Origin of the sequence: Bacillus sp. NPDC094064, from assembly GCF_050279585.1 — a bacterium.
GTDB lineage: Bacteria > Bacillota > Bacilli > Bacillales > Bacillaceae_G > Bacillus_A.
Map to the genome: position 1 here is coordinate 154,463 of NZ_JBNNUI010000004.1, position 17,067 is coordinate 171,529.

Consider the following 17,067-nt stretch of genomic DNA (forward strand, 5'->3'; position numbering starts at 1 on the left):
ACGGGGTAGCGTCAGGAACATGCTGATTTACAACGCTAAGGAAATGTCACTTATTAAAAAAGCCGATTTCCATCTCAAGGAATCGGCTTTTTTAGTTATTCTTAATGAACTAACACATGTGTTTGTTTGCATCATATACAGCAAATTAGGAAAAACACAACATATTATTGACCTGTTTGTTTTTGCTTCTTTTTCAAATACTCCGCACGCAATTTTTCAAGTTGCTGCTTTTTATCAAATTTGGCAGGCTTCTGTTTTTCATGAAACTTTGCCACAGCTACCTGACCTTTGTAATCCAATTGATATTTCCCCACTTTGTTCACCTACTTTTCTTGTCTTTCAAAAAATCTATTCAACAAATATAATATACCTTATTTTGCTGAAGTAAACCTTATTACTTTATTAGTTGCAAAGTCTTTTTACTATTTTTTTAAAAATCTACATCCCCAATATTTTTCTACTCATATCTACCCTTTTCTTATGTTCTAACATTACGTTAACATACATTTTTTAATAATAGACGGACAAAATATATATGTTAAAAAAAGGAGGATGCTACATGGATGATTCTGAACGTATTATTTTAGATGTGCACGGAAAAGAAATCGAAATGTTAGATACGATCCGCTCACATTTTAAAGACAAGCATGGAATTGAACTGAGTAACGGTGCATTACTACGAGATTTGATGGATATTGAGTATATTCGAATTACGGAAGATCGACATAAGTATGAATAATCAATACATTGTAAGCCTAGAGCAAATTGCGCTAGGCTTACTTACATCCACACGAAAATGTTATAATTAGGAAAAAATGTGGAGGATGTCAAAATATGAAATCTGAAAATATCGCAAAGCATTTTCAAACATTACATGTACAAAGGAACGAGTTCCTTCCTCATCTCCATTCACTATCCCAAGAACAACTATGGTATCGCTCAAAGAATGGAAAATGGTCTATTGGAGAGCATTATTATCATTTATATTTAATTGCAAGGATGCTCAAAGTAGCGATTAAATTTTCTTTTACCCTTATCCCTTATGCCAAACTACGAAGAAACACCCCATTCGAAACTGACATATACGACATTTATGCCGAATACAAAGAGAAACATGGTAGAGGAATGAAAGCACCTTGGATTTTAATCCCTTCAAAAAATGTCTATCATTCTATGAATGTAACTGAATTAGAAGAATTACTTGCACGTGAAACTGATGAAATAAAAAAACTAGTTCAAAATATAGAGGAAAATATCGCAGGGCATATCGTATTTTTAGATCCCATTGCTCACTACCCTAACCTTATTCAATCTATTCAACTATTAGCAATTCATGAGAAGCATCACTTTATGATTATGCAAAAAAATTATGAAATGATAGATGCGCACCTAAAAGTCTAAATACAAAAAGGTAAGGTACTTAAAAAAAGCACCTTACCTTCTATATCATACATCATTTAACTTCCAACAAACTCTCCAACTAACCCCTTCGCTTTTTCCAAAGCGTTTTGGATTTGTTCAAACCCTGTTCCGCCAGCACTATTACGGCGCTTTACAGCCGCATATGGTGAAAGAACTTCATATAAATCTTCTTCAAATAACGAACTCATTTCTTTATACGTTTCAAGTGGTACATCTAATAAATAAATTCCTTTTTGTGTGCAATGTAGAACTAACTTTCCAACAATTTCATGAGCTTGACGGAATGGTAGTCCCTTGTTTGCTAAATAGTCAGCAATTTCTGTTGCGTTAGAGAAATCTTGCGTTACAGCTTGCCCCATTTTTTCTTTGTTTACAGTCAGCGTTTCTAGCATGCCGGCCATAATATGAAGGCACCCTTCTACTGTTTTTACTGTATCAAACATTCCTTCTTTATCTTCTTGCAAGTCTTTATTGTAAGCGAGTGGTAATCCTTTCATTACTGTAAGTAAACTGAATAAGTTACCGTATACTCTGCCCGTTTTACCACGGATCAGTTCCGCCATATCCGGATTTTTCTTTTGCGGCATAATACTGCTTCCTGTTGCGTATTGATCACTCATTTCAATAAATTGAAACTCTTGACTACTCCATAAAATAAGTTCTTCGCAAAAGCGTGATAAGTGCATCATAAGTATGGATGAGTTACTTAAAAACTCCAGTATGAAATCACGATCACTTACTGCATCTAAACTATTTTCATAGATTCCATTAAATCCAAGAAGCTCTGCACTATATTCGCGGTCAATTGGGAATGTTGTCCCAGCTAACGCCCCTGCTCCTAATGGTGAGATGTTAATGCGCTTTAACGAGTCTTCATAACGATTTACGTCACGCTCTAACATCCAAAAGTAAGCAAGAATATGATGTGCAAATGAAATCGGCTGCGCACGCTGCAAATGCGTATAACCAGGCATAATGGTTTCAATATTATTTTCTGCTTGATGAACAAGAACAGTTTGCAATTGTTTTGTCGCTTTTACAATGTCTTCTACCTTTTCTTTTAAATACAAATGCATATCTGTTGCCACTTGATCGTTACGGCTTCGGCCTGTATGAAGTTTTCCTCCTACTTCACCGATTTTTTCAATTAACATCTTTTCAATATTTAAATGAATGTCTTCAGCTTCAACCGAGAAAGAAAGCTTATTTTGTTTCGCTTCCTCTAATAAATATTGAAGCCCCATCTTTATTTTCTCTGCTTCTTCTTTCGTAACGATGCCTTTCTTCGCTAGCATCGTTACGTGCGCAATACTCCCATTTATATCTTGATTTACTAATTGTTGATCGAAGGAGATGGACGCTCCAAACTCCTCAACCCATGCTTCCGCTTCTTCTGTAAAACGTCCGCCCCAAAGTTTGCTCACGCTTCCACCTTCTTTTGATTTACTTGGCTGTATACTTTCGTAGGTAAACCGAATAATGAAATGAATCCAACTGCTGCATCATGATTAAATTCATCCTGAGCAGTATACGTTGCTAATTTTTCATCGTATAAAGAGTACTCAGATTTACGTCCTTCTACAATTGCATGACCTTTAAATAATTTCACACGTACTGTGCCTGTTACATTCTTTTGTGTTTCTTGTAAGAACGCATTGAGTGCTTGTTTTAAAGGAGAGAACCATAAACCGTTATAAATAAGTTCTGTTATTTTCTGCTCAATCATCGGTTTAAAATGAGCAACCTCTTTCACAAGTGTTAAATCTTCAAGTTCTTTATGCGCTGTAATTAACGTCATTGCCGCTGGGCATTCATACACTTCACGAGATTTAATACCGACAAGACGATTTTCTACGTGATCGATACGTCCAACACCATGTTTTCCAGCAAGTGCATTTAACGTTTTAATTAATTCTGAAAGTGGATATGCAGTGCCGTTTAAAGTAGTCGGTACTCCTGCTTCAAATCCGATTTCTACAAACTCTGGTTTATTCGGTGTATCTTCTAATGCCAATGTCATCTCATATGCATCTTCTGGTGGCGCCGCCCATGGATCTTCTAAAATGCCACATTCGTTGCTGCGTCCCCATAAGTTTTGATCGATTGAAAATGGGCTATCTAAATTAATTGGAATTGGTACATTATTTTCTTTTGCATATGCAATTTCTTCTTCACGTGACCATTTCCATTCACGCACAGGTGCAATCACTTCTAAATATGGATTTAATGCTTGAATAGAAACTTCAAAACGAACTTGGTCATTCCCTTTCCCTGTACATCCGTGTGCAACTGCAGTTGCGCCTTCTTGCTCTGCGATTTCTACTAATTTCTTCGCGATAAGCGGACGAGATAATGCAGAGACAAGAGGATATTTCCCTTCGTATAATGTGTGTGCTTGCATCGCCATCAATGCATATTCATTCGCGAATTCTTCTTGAACATCCACCATATACGATTTAATTGCACCTACTGAAAGTGCTTTTTCTTTTACAAATGCTAAGTCTTTACCTTCCCCTAAGTCTAAGCAAAGCGCGATAATATCATAATTTTTCTCTTGTAACCATTTAATTGCAACGGAAGTATCAAGACCTCCAGAATATGCTAACACAACTTTTTTCTTCTCCATTTTTGCATCCCCCTAAAGAATAAATATTCATTTTCTTTTATAATAATTCACACTTTAACACCTTTTACAAAATGTATCAAGAGTCATTTTCAATTTTTTTCAAACAATTTCGTCGAACTTCTTTCTTTTTTTATGTAAAATAGAGGCAGGAAAATGGAGGTGTATCTATGGAAAAATATTTTATATACAACGAGCATCTAGGAATTGCAGTGCCGAATATACAAGAAGAATGGGATGACATCTCCGAAAAAACACAGCACGCTATTTTATTAAAATGGGAGCAAATTCGCGGAAAAATACCCGATCGTATAAAAGAACTTGAACATTACATTAATCAAAAACAACATCGTTTAAATAACGAAGAGAATTTTGAAATTTCCTGTAGGCTTAATTCTGAAATTGCTGATCTCGCTTCAATTATTAACGACCTTTGGCTTTGGTATCGTCTTACCCAAAACGTATCTGAGGGGAAAGCACACCAATGAAAAAAGCATGCCCTCAATTACTTTGGGTCATGCTTTTTTTTCGTAACAAACTTTGCAATATATTTCTTGCGCCGTTTTTGCCAAACATACATCAAATGGACCTACTAGCAGATTCTTTCCTTACTTATTGGACAAACTTTAAAACCTTTCCTATCTTACAAAATAACTTAGGCTTTTCTACAAAAATATTTAAACATAACAATTTTTGTAGATTTCCTCCGTTTATTGTCGGTTTCCATCCGCATACATTTTTTGAAAGTATGATATAATAATATAAATCTTGAAGGAAGGGATTTTGATATCATGATCGCTCGAAGGAGCATGTGGCATCGTATTGACGAATCATACACGTAGCGTATTTTTCAGCTCAGATACTTTAGTCTAGCGAAAAAAATACGAGAGTGGGGAAATTATGATTGCCCGAAGGATAATTTGGCAAAAAAAAGACTCTTCTTACACGTAGCGTTTTGTTTAGGACTTAATTGTTACTAACTAAACAAAACAAAGAAGAGCAGGATTGCTAAATGAAGAATCCTACTCCACGTTTTGTTTAGTCGATTTAAGACTTAAACTAAAACGAAGGTAGGGAAACTTGATGGACGAGAGGATTATTCGTTATTTCTTCAGCGACATATAGCGTAGTTAGTTTTTTCGTAAACTAACTGATAGCTACATGTGAGCTCGTAGTTAGTTTACAACACAAAAAGGACTACTAACTACGGAAAGAAGGAATAACGATGAGGAACATCCAAAGTCGACAAATTATTAAAGAAATTTTTATGGTTTTAATCGGTTCATTTATTTTAGCAGCAGCGCTATATCACATTCACTTCCAAAACCACTTAACAGAAGGTGGCTTTGTAGGTATTGCACTATTCATCCAAAATTTTTATGATATTTCACCATCTATTTCAACTGTAATCATGGATATTCCTATTATTTTACTGTGCGCTTCATTTTTAGGCAGAAAAATGGTTGGTTATTCATTCCTAGGTTCGATTTCATTCGGAGTATTTTATTCTCTTATGGAAAATTATTCTCCATTTACGGTAGATTTATCAAATAATTTATTTGTAGCTGCGGTAGTTGGCGGTGCGTTAGCTGGTATTGGACTCGGTTTTATATTGCGATTTGGCGGTGCAACCGGTGGAGACGATATTTTAACAATTGTATTAAGTAAACGAACTCGTTTTACAATTGGGCAAATTTTCTTCGTCTTTGACGCGATTGTTCTTGCGCTTTCATTATATTATTTAAATTGGACAGAAATTGCTTTTACTATTCTTTCGATTGCCGTACAGGCAAAAACATTGGATTTAATTTATTATCCAAAAACAGAAAAAACAGCAGAAAAGCAACCACAACCAGTATCAATTCCAATGTCCAAAAAACATGCAACAAACTAAAAAGCGAAAGGCTTCGGCCTCTCGCTTTTTTTATATACTCTTTTCTTTTTCAACTATGTGGCGCACTTGATAAAATCGATTCGCAAATTCAGTAACATTTCTCGTTAAGCGATAATTCACTGTAGATCCGATTGCCATTCCAATTACCGGAATACCTTGGAATAATTTACGACGAAGCGCATAAATCGAAAATGTTTTCAAAATTTGTTTTAACACAACTTCAGTAGAAGCTGGTTGTAACACCGCCTCGTCTCCTTCATAAAAGAACGAATCTTCTTGCCCCAGTTCTTGCAATAAATTGTACCATGCGTACTGCTGAAGTCTTCCTGGTAGTAATGACGCATGAAACACCTTTAACGCAAGCATCATTTCATAAGGCTTGTTCACATCATGCCCAAATGATGTCGCAATAAGCTGTACGGCCTTCACATTTAACGCAATCATAACTGGAAAATCAGCCGTTAATAATAATAACCCTCCAGCACCCGTTGCTCCGCCTTGTACGAATGAATATAGACGATGACGTGCTGTTTGCTGCTCTGCTATGTATGTTAATTGATCAATCGATAATGCTTTCAAATCCTCGAGTTGTTCGATTGACTCGTCAAATAATCTCGATGTTCCTAAAATACGATTACGCGCATCTAACTGTGATTGTGAACTTTGAATCAGTGCATGTAAATGAAAGAGCCATCCATCTGCTTTCGTAAAGAAATCTTTTCGTTTTTTCTCAGGTAATTTCGCAATTGTAGTATGTACCCATTTATCAAACATTTTTTGAAAATCGGTCGCTTCTTGCTCAACTAATTGCGCTTCCCATTCTTTTATATTGTCTAAAATGGCTTGTTCTCGCTTCGATCGCATCGTAACAACCACCTCGTTCGATTTTTTTCTATTGTAACATATTTGCAAATACGCTTGTACATTGCATGTTCTTTATTTCAGGCATAGGTCACAAGAATATATCCGAATACATGTTACTAATTTCTCCTTAGCTACACTATAATCATCCTTATACAAAACAAATAAGGAGCGATTACATATGTACCCACGCGCAAAAGCTTTTGGCATTGCTATACATCATGATCGACTTCTCGTACAAGAATATAATATGGACAACGAAATCTTTTATCGACCTCTCGGCGGTTCAATTGAAATTGGTGAGAAATCAGCAGATACCGTTATTCGAGAATTTACCGAAGAACTTCATACAGAAATAGAAGTTACCGATTATTTAGGGTGCTTAGAGAATATTTTTTATTCGGGTGAGGAAATTGGTCATGAAATCATTCAACTATATTCTTTGCGTTTATTAGACACATCTCTATATGGAATGGAACTACTACATATAAAAGATGAACAAACAGCGTCATGTGCAAAATGGATTCCCATCACAGCATTCATTCAAAAGGAAAAAATACTATATCCAGATCGAATTTTAAAGTATATACAAAAAAAAGACGAAATCCTTTAGGATCTCGTCTTTTTCATTCATATATTAACCAATATCTCCAAGACGTAGTACGTCACGAGCAATCATAACTTCTTCGTCAGTTGGAATTACGATAATTTTTACTGGAGAGTGTGGGAAGCTGATGAATGCTTCTTCGCCACGAATGTCGTTACGTTTTGGATCGAAGTATACGCCCATAAACTCAAGGCCTTCTAATACACGCTCACGAATTAGAGCACTATTCTCTCCAATACCAGCTGTAAAGATGATTGCGTCTACACCTTTCATACGAGCTGCATAAGAACCGATATATTTATGAATACGTCCTACGAATACCTCTAACGCTACTTCTGCACGGTGGTTTCCTTCTTCTTCTGCTTGTTCGATATCACGTAAGTCACTAGAGAATCCAGAAAGACCTAACATACCACTTTTCTTGTTTAATACGCTAAGAACTTCTTCTACAGTTTGGCCTGTTTTTTCCATGATGTATGGAATTAACGCAGGGTCAATGTTACCAGAACGTGTACCCATTGTTACACCAGCAAGTGGAGTGAAGCCCATAGAAGTATCGATAGATTTACCGCCTTCTACTGCTGCGATACTTGCACCGTTACCTAAGTGACAAGAAAGTAAGCTTAAGCTTTCAAGTGGACGACCTAATAATTCAGCCGCACGCTCAGTTACATATTTGTGAGAAGTTCCGTGGAAACCGTATTTACGGATGCCAAATTTCTCATAGTACTCATATGGTAAGCTGTATAGGAATGCAGATTCCGGCATTGTTTGGTGGAATGCTGTATCAAATACTGCTACTGCTGGTACGTTTGGTAATACTTCTTGGAATGCTTTAATACCAACAATGTTTGCTGGGTTATGAAGTGGTGCTAAATCGCTTAATTCTTCGATATCAGCTAATACTTCATCAGTAATTAAAACAGAGTCAGCAAATTTTTCGCCGCCGTGAACAACACGGTGACCGATACCGCCAATCTCATCTAGAGACTTAACGATTCCATTTTCAGTTAATTTTTTTAGAAGCATGTTAACTGCTACTGCGTGATCTGGGATGCTTGTAATTTCTTTTTGTTTTTCGCCATCTACAGTAATAGTGAAGATACTATCTTCTAAACCGATACGTTCTACTAAACCTTTTGTTAATACTGTTTCACTTGGCATTTCAAATAATTGAAATTTTAAGGAAGAGCTTCCTGCGTTAATCGCGATGATTTTTGACATCTAGTCTTTCGCCCCTTTTTCTCTTGGTAGTTGTGTGGATGTTTCCACAAACCGCTCGATTTTATCTGATTAAACTTACTCATTATGAAAACGTTTCATCATCAGTAAGTTTTATACTCACGATTTTAATTTAAACATCGTCCGACATATATTTCAAGTGAAAAAATTGTAACACCAAGAAAAAATATATATTACAGATTTCAAAAAAATTCAGTTTAATCTAGTATATGTTTAAAAATATGACATATTATATAAAACTGTACTACATGAATTGCTACCCCTGTTACATATACCTTGCCTTATTTGTGAGTTGCAAACCAAGTATTTAATTGATCCATAATATCCTCCATCGCCTTCATGTTGGAGAATTTAGGTAACTCCACTAATAGCGCCTGTTTCGGCATTATTACATTAGGCCCTTTCTTTTGGAGAACAAATATACTTTTTGCATTTTTCTCGTTTTTAAACATGGAAACAGGTAACTGTAATAACCCTTGAATAAAACATGTTTCTTTAATAAATGCATGTAATTTTGGTGCTTGATCACTTTCGAAAATAAAGTTTGGTACTAAGAAGAATAAGTACCCTCCTTCTTTCGTATGTTTCACACTTTGTTCAATAAATAAGTGATGTGCATACGACATTCCTTCATCTGCTTTTAATTTATATTCACTTGCACCGATTTCATTTGGATAGTAACCGATTGGTAAATCCGAAACAACTGCATCAACTGGATCGATATAAAGTGGTGCTAGTCCATCTTGGTGGAAGAACTCGATTGCATGCTTTTGTAAATTCGCATTTACTAAAGCAAGTTTAATTAGTACTTCATCCACTTCTACACCGAATCCACTCATTGTTAATCCGTCTTTAGCGCTATTAAACACTGTAGTCATTAAGTTACCTGTTCCAATTGCAGGATCTAACACAGTAATTTCGTTTTGACCTTGCATAAATTTATGGAATAAGTAACTCATGAACATGCCAACTGCATCAGGCGTCATTTCGTGATTCGCTTGTACGCCTTCTTTCATTCCTTTTAAGATGGCTAACTGAAATGCTTTACGAATTTCTTCTCCTTTATATGTTTCTTCATTAAACGTACTATATTCACGATTCAGCCTTTCAATTGCTGATTCAGATAATTCCTCTTGTAAAATTGCTCCTTCAAACAAGTTATCACCTGTTTCTACAAGCGCCTCTAAATATGTTACATCTAATTCTTTACGTAAAACTACCGCAGAAGAATCAAAAATAGAAAATAATGTTTCTACTGTCTGACTCACGTACATTCCTCCTTCTCTTTTTACACATAACTTATATCATACCACAAAGTGATTTTTTCCAAAAAGAAAAAGCGACCTCCTGTAAAGAGCTCCCCTTTAAGTTATATATGATATAACGTTTTTTCTCATATATTGATACCGTTACAGAGCAATATATGAGAAAAAACGACCTCTTTATAAGAGGTCATTTCCTTTGCATTATTTTGCAGATTTTGCTGCTTCTAATGCTGCTTCATAGTTTGGATGGCTTGTACCTTCGCTTACGTATTCTACGTAAACTACTTTGTCATTGCTATCTACTACGAATACTGCACGAGCAAGTAAACGAAGTTCCTTCATTACTAAGCCGTAAGCTTCACCGAATGAAAGGTCACGGTGGTCAGAAAGTGTTACAACATTTTCTAAACCGTTTGCTGCACACCAGCGTTTTTGAGCGAATGGTAAATCAGCGCTAATTGTTAATACTTTCGCGTTTTCAATACCTGCTGCATCTTGGTTAAAACGACGTGTTTGTGCATCACAAACACCTGTGTCGATTGAAGGTACAACACTAATTAATTTTACTTCGCCTTTGTATGTTTCTAAACTTACTGGAGATAAGTCGTTTGCTAACACTTGGAAGTTTGGCGCTTGATCGCCAACTTTAACTTCTGTTCCAACTAAAGTCATTGGGTTACCTTTAAAAGTTACGTTTGCCACTTGAAAATCCTCCCTTATTTAAACAAAATATGTACACTGTAAATGATAGTTTGTCCCTATCGATAATGCAAATAAAATCGCTTTATTTACAAAAAAATAAAAGAAGCTAACCTATTGATTAGCTTCTTTATTCGTTAAATTTGAAATTCCGGATCATCTTCTTTGCGTTTATCCATCATTTCTTTCACTTTATCAACAGCTTGTGGCGCTAATTCAATTATTTTATCGATGACGTGTGTTTGTTTATCTAAATGTAATACTTTCACACCTTCTCCATTTATTACAAGAAAAGCGACAGGATTAATAGAAACTCCTCCACCACTTCCCCCGCCAAACGGATGACGCCCTGAATGGTCTTTACCAAATTCACTTCCACCAGCAGCAAATCCGAAACTAACTTTCGAAACGGTAAGAATTACACTTCCATCTGCCGCTTTAATTGGGTCGCCTACAATTGTATTTACATCAGTCATTTGTTTTAAATGCTGCATTGCAGTTGTCATTAAACCTTGAATTGGATGGTCCACTCTATATCCCTCCTATGCTTGAACAGATTCTTCTGTCATACCAGATTTTTGTTTTCTCATAAATATGAGTAATTTCACTGCTATTTTTACAGTACGGAATATACGGAAAGATGCTGTTAACTCGCATCTTGATGCAAATCCCTTCCCTTGAAAAACAGGAGTAATTTCAAATTCTGGCACGTCGACAATATGCATATATTGCCCTACAACTCCAGCAGCCATTCCTTTTGTCCCCCATGCATATCCTGTGACAATTCCAGTACTAGCTGCGTCGCCTGTTCCAATTTGCGTGTGCCATTTCCACCCATTGATTTTCACTCGTTTAAGAAAATCTTTAACAATAGTATGAACTTCTTGAAGCCTTTTTATCAGTTCCCCCATGCTATCAAGTTGGGCCATAATTTTATTTTCTAGCCCACCGTCCTTTTCAGCTTTTTTTATTTTTTGTCCGGTCTTCTTCTGTTGCTTTTCAATTCTTTCCAATACATCAAATGTATATCGAATCATCCATATTTTCACTTGAAACAAACATTGCTTTTCCATTTCAGAATATAAAAATGTCACTTTAAGTGATATTTTCGACAATAGTATAAGCAAAATAAATAGGAGAAGAATTAACATTCCACTTGCGAGCCACTCCATACGTATCATCCTTTCACTCCGTACCCATTATCGACAAGTTTATTCATCATTAAACAACCTTTGATAAAATTGAATATAAAAATTTTTCTAAAAATAAAAAGGGATTTTGACAATTTGTATCGAAATATATTATTTGAACATATCATCGAGAATACATTCTAATGATATGGAGCACTAAAACTAGAAAATTTAACTGCAGTGGAGGGATACATAATGGCAGATCGTCGCAATTTATTTTTCTTTTATGGTGATGACAAAATAACGCTCGTTGAAAAAATGAAACCAATCTATAGTATTTTAGAGGAGAATGGATTTACCATATTAGATCATCCAAAAAATGCAAACGCTATCGTCAGCGTTGGAGATGATGGAACTTTCTTACAAGCCGTTCGTAAAACCGGTTTTAGAGAAGATTGCTTATACGCAGGGATTTCTACGAATGATGAAATTTCGTTCTACTGCGATTTCCACATTGATCACGTTGATACAGCCCTTCAAGAAATTACAAAGAACGAAATTGAAGTGCGAAAGTATCCAACAATTCAAGTAGATGTAGATCACGGTACATCTTTCCATTGTTTAAATGAGTTCTCATTACGCTCTAGCATCATTAAAACATTTGTTGTAGATGTGCACGTCGACGATTTATATTTCGAAACATTTAGAGGTGATGGATTAGTTATCTCCACACCAACAGGCAGTACCGCTTACAATAAATCATTACGCGGCGCAGTTGTCGACCCACTTATCCCGTGTTTCCAAGTAAGTGAACTAGCATCTTTAAATAACAACACATACCGTACACTTGGTTCACCGTTCATTTTAAATCACGAACGTACATTAACTTTAAAACTAAGACCAGACGGTAATGATTATCCTGTTATCGGCATGGATAACGAAGCGCTTAGCATTAAACAAGTGGAAAAAGCTGTTGTACGCTTAAGTGATAAACAAATTAAAACAGTTAAATTAAAAAATAATTCTTTCTGGGAAAAAGTACAGAGAACGTTTTTATAATATTAAAAACCGACAAATTATAATTTGTCGGTTTTTTTATTTACCTGGATTGACGCGGGTCGCAGCCTCTATTATTCGATAGCTATTCTTTTCATTTTCCATCGATAAGTCGATATATTTTCACGCATCTTTTCTATACACAATCTCCCCATCAATGACGGTCATTTCTGCTTGTACCTCTTTTATTTCTTCTGCCTCGATTTCAAATATGTCACGGTCTAATATTGTAAAGTCCGCTTCATATCCTGTTATAATTTGCCCCCGCTTTGCTTCTTTTCCGATTGCATAGGCACTTCCTGCTGTAAATAAAGAAATAGCCTCATACACTGTTAGTCTTTCTTCTGGCATATAACATACACCATCAATAAAACTTCTACGTGTAACAGCGCTGTATATACCTAAGAAGGGGTTTACTTGTTCAATTGGTGCATCAGAGCCACCGTTACAGTGCAATCCCGCTTCTAGTAGCGTCTTCCAAGCGTACGCATAACGAAGACGATGCTTTCCTAACTTTTCAATCACTGACGGGAAATCTGATGACACAAAGACAGGCTGAATATCGATAATAGCCGGCAAATGTTTCATTCGTTCAATCAACTCTTCACGAGCAAGCTGACAATGAATAATGCGGTCACGTAATCCTTTTGCTGGCGGATGTAATTCGAGTGCATCAATGACGTATTCAAGTGATAAATCACCAATTGTATGAATAGCAACTGGCATATGTAAATCTCGTGCTTTTTTCACTAGCTCCGCAAGCTCTTCACGTGAAAAAATTGCAACGCCATTCGTTCCCTTCTCATCTTCATACGGTTCACTTAATAAAGCTGTTCTTCCGCCAAAAGATCCATCCGAAAAAATTTTCATCGCACCAAATTCAATATAGTGCTCATTTTCATATTCTTTTCGTTCATTCGCTACTTCATGGTGAACGAGTAAGTGCGCTTTAAATGGCATTTCTTTTATGACATGAGAAAACGCATTATATGTTTTTCTAAAACCACCATAATAATTTAAATCTTCCGTATGCCCGCCGGTAAGTCCATATTGCCAACAGTCTTTAATCGCTGTTTGCAGAGCTCTTCGTAAATAAGCTTCATCAATTTCAGGTTGCACATGTTTAATTAATTCTTGCCCTTGTTCATATAAAAGTCCTGTTAACTTATTTGATGAATCTCGGCCAATTTTTCCGCCTTTTGGTTCTTGCGTCTCTGCTGTTATGTTCGCTTCTTGCAATATGTATGAATTCACCCATGTCACATGGCGACAAACGCGCTTTAATAAAATGGGATGCTCTTTTGAAATTGCATCTAAATCACGTGCATGAACGTTCTTTGTATCTGTAAAATTATTTTCATTCCATCCTTCTCCAATAACCCAAGACCCTTTTGGCGCTTCTTCTACTCGCTTTTGAACAAGAGTAAGCACTTCGCTATAAGATGTACAACTTGATAGGTCTAGACGAAGTAGCCTCTCCCCATGACCAATAAGATGCATATGACTATCGACGAGACCTGGAATCATCGTTTTTCCTCTTAAGTCGTATAACTTCACTTCTGAATATCGGTTTTCTAACTCTTCTTTACTCCCGACATCAACAATCATACCGTTTTCAACGTAAATCGCATCTACTTTTTCGTTTTTTTCTCTCATTGTGTAAATGGTGCCGCCGTACCAAATTTCTCCCATATATCCCATCTCCTTTATTTTTTATTGTATAGAAAAAAGCACCATTTCAAAACATGGTGCTTTTCTAAAAATTACTTTTGCTCAGTAGTAGACGTTGTAACTTGCCATTCAATATTAAATTTATCTTTCACTTGTCCGTATGCTGGGCTCCAGAATGTTTCTTGAAGTGGCATAATAACCTCGCCACCTTCTTGTAACTTATCAAATACTTCTTTCGCTTTTTCCGCGTTACTAATTTGAATTGCGATTGTCACTTGAGATCCGATCGCATGCCCTTTACCTGGGAATGTATCAGAAATCATCAGTTCCGTATTGCCAACTTTTAAAGTAGCGTGTAAAACGCGCTCTTTCGCTTCAGCTGGAATCGGGTATTCTGGATTTTCAGGCATGTCACCAAACGTTTGCATGACTTCTACTTTTGCATCTAACGCCTCTTTGTAAAACTGAACAGCTTCTTGCCCACTACCATCTAAAACTAAGTAAGGATTAATACCTAAAATCATACGGACACCTCTTTTTTAAAATTTATAAAATCGAACTAATGTTCGTTTTTATAATATCATACGTTTTACATTTCATTCAACTATTTCCTTCACTATTTTCGAAATTATTTTGAAGGAATCTCCATCTCTTGGTTTCTCAGCTCAATGCGGCGGATTTTTCCAGAAATTGTTTTTGGTAGTTCATCTACAAATTCAATTTTGCGAGGGTATTTATATGGTGCAGTAAGTTCTTTGACGTGTTGTTGCAGTACTGGAATCAACGTTTCTTCGTTCTTTTCTATATTCTCTCTTAATACGATAAATGCCTTCACGACACTTCCGCGAATTTCATCTGGACTTGCAACAACCGCACATTCTCTTACGTATGGATGTTTTACAAGTGCATCTTCGACTTCGAACGGTCCAATTGTATAACCGGAGCTAATAATAATATCATCTCCGCGTCCTTCAAACCAGAAATAGCCATCTTCATCTTTCTTCGCTTTGTCACCGGTAATATAATAATCACCACGGAATTGCATCGCTGTGCGCTCATCGTCTTTATAGTACTGTTTAAAGAGGGCTGGTGTTTCAATGTGAACAGCGATGTCACCAACTTCTCCAAGTTGTACAGGAACTCCTTCTTCATTTACGATATCAACATGATTGCCTGGCGTAGGTTTTCCCATTGATCCTGGTCTAATGTCCATCCCTTTCATTGTCCCTACTAGTAATGTGTTTTCCGTTTGTCCATAGCCATCTCTGACTGTAATATCGAAATGCTTTTGGAACGTTTCAATGACTTCTCTATTTAACGGCTCACCTGCTGATACAGCGCTATGTAACGCTTCTAAGTTGTACGTATTTAAGTTTTCTACCTTGGCCATTAATCTATACTCAGTTGGCGTACAACAAAGCACATTCACTTTATTATCATCTAATAAATTTAAATACGTTTTCGGTTCAAATTTACCATGATATACAAATCCCGTTGCCCCTGATCCAAGAGTTGCTAGAAACGGGCTCCAAATCCACTTTTGCCAGCCTGGACTAGCTGTTGCCCATACAACATCATTCTCTTCAATTCCGAGCCAATTTGGGGCGCTCGTACGTAAATGAGCGTATGCCCACGCATGTGTATGAACGACACCTTTTGGGTTTCCTGTCGTTCCTGACGTGTAAGATAAAAAGACCATGTCTTCTTTATCTGTCTTCGCCATTTCTAGCTTGTCGCTTTCTGTTTCTAATGCTGTTTTTAAATTCATCCAGCCATCTACTGACCGCTCGCTCAGGACGAATTTTTGAAGAGATTCCATCGCCTCTATGTCATCAAATTGTCCAATGTACGGTTCATAACTTACAATCGCTTTTACTTCCCCATGTCCAATGCGATATTCGATATCTTTTTTGCGTAACATTTCTGAACTCGGAATTACGACAAATCCCGCTTTAATCGCAGCAATATACGTCATGTACGCTTCAACTAAGCGCGGCATCATAATGAGAAGCTTGTCCCCTTTTTGCAAGCCACTTTTTATAAAAGCGTTTCCAATTTTATTCGCACCTTGCATTAATTCACAATATGTAACTTCTTGTCTATTCCCTTTATCATCTTGCCAAATTAAAGCAAGCTTCTCTTTATCACCTGTATATTTCTCTATTTCAGAAACTAAGTTATAAGACGGTGGCGCCAATAATTCCTCTCTCTTCATAAAATTTCCTCCTTTATTTCTATGCCTCCCTTATATAATAAAGAATTTTCAGTTAATTTTGAACCCTCTTCTTTTGACAAATTTTTTACGTCTATGTCGAATTAAATGTATAACGATGCAAACGACAAAAAGAAAGAGCGGGAGAACCCGCTCTTTCTAAGCCATCATATATGGGATTATTTTTGGAAACCGCCTAATTGTTGCTCAGCTAGTGAAACTAGACGTTTAGTAATTTCGCCACCAACAGAACCGTTAGCGCGAGATGTTGCATCAGCTCCAAGTTGAACACCAAACTCTTGAGCGATTTCGTATTTCATTTGATCTAATGCTGCTTGAGCACCAGATACTGCTAATTTATTGTTGTTTGCCATGTTGTATCACC

Annotated in this window: 19 protein-coding genes; 6 read left to right on the forward strand and 13 right to left on the reverse strand. The window is 36.4% G+C overall.

Annotated features, from left to right (window positions below; translation table 11 throughout):
• Positions 1-164 precede the first annotated feature (164 nt).
• A complete protein-coding gene (locus ACQKNI_RS11315) occupies positions 165-314 on the reverse strand; it encodes a hypothetical protein (protein ID WP_427282371.1) in 150 nt (49 codons plus the stop codon).
• Between the two features lie 245 nt (positions 315-559).
• On the opposite strand from ACQKNI_RS11315, the gene ACQKNI_RS11320 reads away from it, so the two are divergent.
• Together ACQKNI_RS11320 and ACQKNI_RS11325 are read left to right on the forward strand one after the other, a co-directional pair.
• Positions 560-739 carry a ProA domain protein gene (locus ACQKNI_RS11320; RefSeq protein ID WP_140417458.1) on the forward strand — a complete coding sequence of 60 codons (180 nt, stop codon included), beginning with the start codon at positions 560-562 and terminating at the stop codon, positions 737-739.
• Positions 740-834: 95 nt separating this feature from the next.
• Positions 835-1,401 (forward strand): DinB family protein, encoded by a 567-nt coding sequence (locus ACQKNI_RS11325; protein ID WP_088232195.1) that lies wholly within the window; start codon positions 835-837, stop codon positions 1,399-1,401.
• Between the two features lie 56 nt (positions 1,402-1,457).
• Here ACQKNI_RS11325 and argH read toward each other — a convergent pair whose 3' ends face one another.
• Positions 1,458-2,846: an argininosuccinate lyase gene (gene argH, locus ACQKNI_RS11330; RefSeq protein ID WP_098882757.1), complete on the reverse strand. Its 1,389-nt coding sequence runs from the start codon at positions 2,844-2,846 to the stop codon at positions 1,458-1,460.
• Positions 2,843-4,048 (reverse strand): argininosuccinate synthase, encoded by a 1,206-nt coding sequence (locus ACQKNI_RS11335; protein WP_088232197.1) that lies wholly within the window; start codon positions 4,046-4,048, stop codon positions 2,843-2,845. Before ACQKNI_RS11335 ends, argH begins: the two co-directional genes overlap by 4 nt.
• Positions 4,049-4,215: 167 nt before the next feature.
• Between ACQKNI_RS11335 and ACQKNI_RS11340 the strand changes: the two genes are divergently transcribed.
• On the forward strand, positions 4,216-4,533 hold the full coding sequence (locus ACQKNI_RS11340) for a hypothetical protein (RefSeq protein WP_000417201.1): 318 nt from the start codon (positions 4,216-4,218) through the stop codon (positions 4,531-4,533).
• 737 nt (positions 4,534-5,270) lie between these two features.
• Complete coding sequence (locus ACQKNI_RS11345) at positions 5,271-5,939, forward strand: YitT family protein (protein ID WP_088232198.1); 669 nt, start codon at positions 5,271-5,273, stop codon at positions 5,937-5,939.
• 30 nt (positions 5,940-5,969) lie between these two features.
• Here the strand turns inward: ACQKNI_RS11345 and ACQKNI_RS11350 are convergent, their stop codons facing one another.
• Positions 5,970-6,803 (reverse strand): EcsC family protein, encoded by an 834-nt coding sequence (locus ACQKNI_RS11350; RefSeq protein WP_088232199.1) that lies wholly within the window; start codon positions 6,801-6,803, stop codon positions 5,970-5,972.
• Between the two features lie 178 nt (positions 6,804-6,981).
• Between ACQKNI_RS11350 and ACQKNI_RS11355 the strand changes: the two genes are divergently transcribed.
• Complete coding sequence (locus ACQKNI_RS11355) at positions 6,982-7,413, forward strand: NUDIX hydrolase (RefSeq protein WP_098253186.1); 432 nt, start codon at positions 6,982-6,984, stop codon at positions 7,411-7,413.
• A 24-nt stretch (positions 7,414-7,437) separates the two neighbouring features.
• Here ACQKNI_RS11355 and ackA read toward each other — a convergent pair whose 3' ends face one another.
• The 5 genes from ackA to ACQKNI_RS11380 all read right to left on the reverse strand — a co-directional run bounded on the left by ackA (position 7,438) and on the right by ACQKNI_RS11380 (position 11,794).
• Entirely contained in the window at positions 7,438-8,631 is a 1,194-nt protein-coding gene (ackA, locus tag ACQKNI_RS11360) for an acetate kinase (protein WP_088232201.1), read from the reverse strand.
• A 299-nt stretch (positions 8,632-8,930) separates the two neighbouring features.
• A complete protein-coding gene (locus ACQKNI_RS11365) occupies positions 8,931-9,917 on the reverse strand; it encodes a class I SAM-dependent methyltransferase (protein ID WP_141524792.1) in 987 nt (328 codons plus the stop codon).
• Positions 9,918-10,115: 198 nt separating this feature from the next.
• Entirely contained in the window at positions 10,116-10,616 is a 501-nt protein-coding gene (tpx, locus tag ACQKNI_RS11370) for a thiol peroxidase (protein ID WP_000024529.1), read from the reverse strand.
• Between the two features lie 134 nt (positions 10,617-10,750).
• Positions 10,751-11,143: a GerW family sporulation protein gene (gene ytfJ, locus ACQKNI_RS11375; protein ID WP_088232203.1), complete on the reverse strand. Its 393-nt coding sequence runs from the start codon at positions 11,141-11,143 to the stop codon at positions 10,751-10,753.
• 12 nt (positions 11,144-11,155) lie between these two features.
• Positions 11,156-11,794 (reverse strand): DUF2953 domain-containing protein, encoded by a 639-nt coding sequence (locus tag ACQKNI_RS11380; RefSeq protein ID WP_088232204.1) that lies wholly within the window; start codon positions 11,792-11,794, stop codon positions 11,156-11,158.
• Between the two features lie 204 nt (positions 11,795-11,998).
• On the opposite strand from ACQKNI_RS11380, the gene ACQKNI_RS11385 reads away from it, so the two are divergent.
• Positions 11,999-12,802 carry an NAD kinase gene (locus ACQKNI_RS11385; RefSeq protein WP_088232205.1) on the forward strand — a complete coding sequence of 268 codons (804 nt, stop codon included), beginning with the start codon at positions 11,999-12,001 and terminating at the stop codon, positions 12,800-12,802.
• A gap of 120 nt (positions 12,803-12,922) precedes the next feature.
• Here the strand turns inward: ACQKNI_RS11385 and ACQKNI_RS11390 are convergent, their stop codons facing one another.
• The 4 genes from ACQKNI_RS11390 to ACQKNI_RS11405 form a co-directional block, all read right to left on the reverse strand.
• Positions 12,923-14,491, reverse strand: coding sequence for an amidohydrolase (locus ACQKNI_RS11390; protein WP_088232206.1), 1,569 nt, complete (start codon positions 14,489-14,491; stop codon positions 12,923-12,925).
• Positions 14,492-14,562: 71 nt separating this feature from the next.
• Positions 14,563-14,994, reverse strand: coding sequence for a VOC family protein (locus ACQKNI_RS11395; RefSeq protein WP_088232207.1), 432 nt, complete (start codon positions 14,992-14,994; stop codon positions 14,563-14,565).
• A gap of 104 nt (positions 14,995-15,098) precedes the next feature.
• Entirely contained in the window at positions 15,099-16,685 is a 1,587-nt protein-coding gene (gene mbcS, locus ACQKNI_RS11400; protein ID WP_088232208.1) for an acyl-CoA synthetase MbcS, read from the reverse strand.
• Between the two features lie 176 nt (positions 16,686-16,861).
• Positions 16,862-17,056, reverse strand: a complete 195-nt coding sequence (locus ACQKNI_RS11405) for an alpha/beta-type small acid-soluble spore protein (RefSeq protein WP_088232209.1) — start codon at positions 17,054-17,056, stop codon at positions 16,862-16,864.
• Positions 17,057-17,067 lie beyond the last annotated feature (11 nt).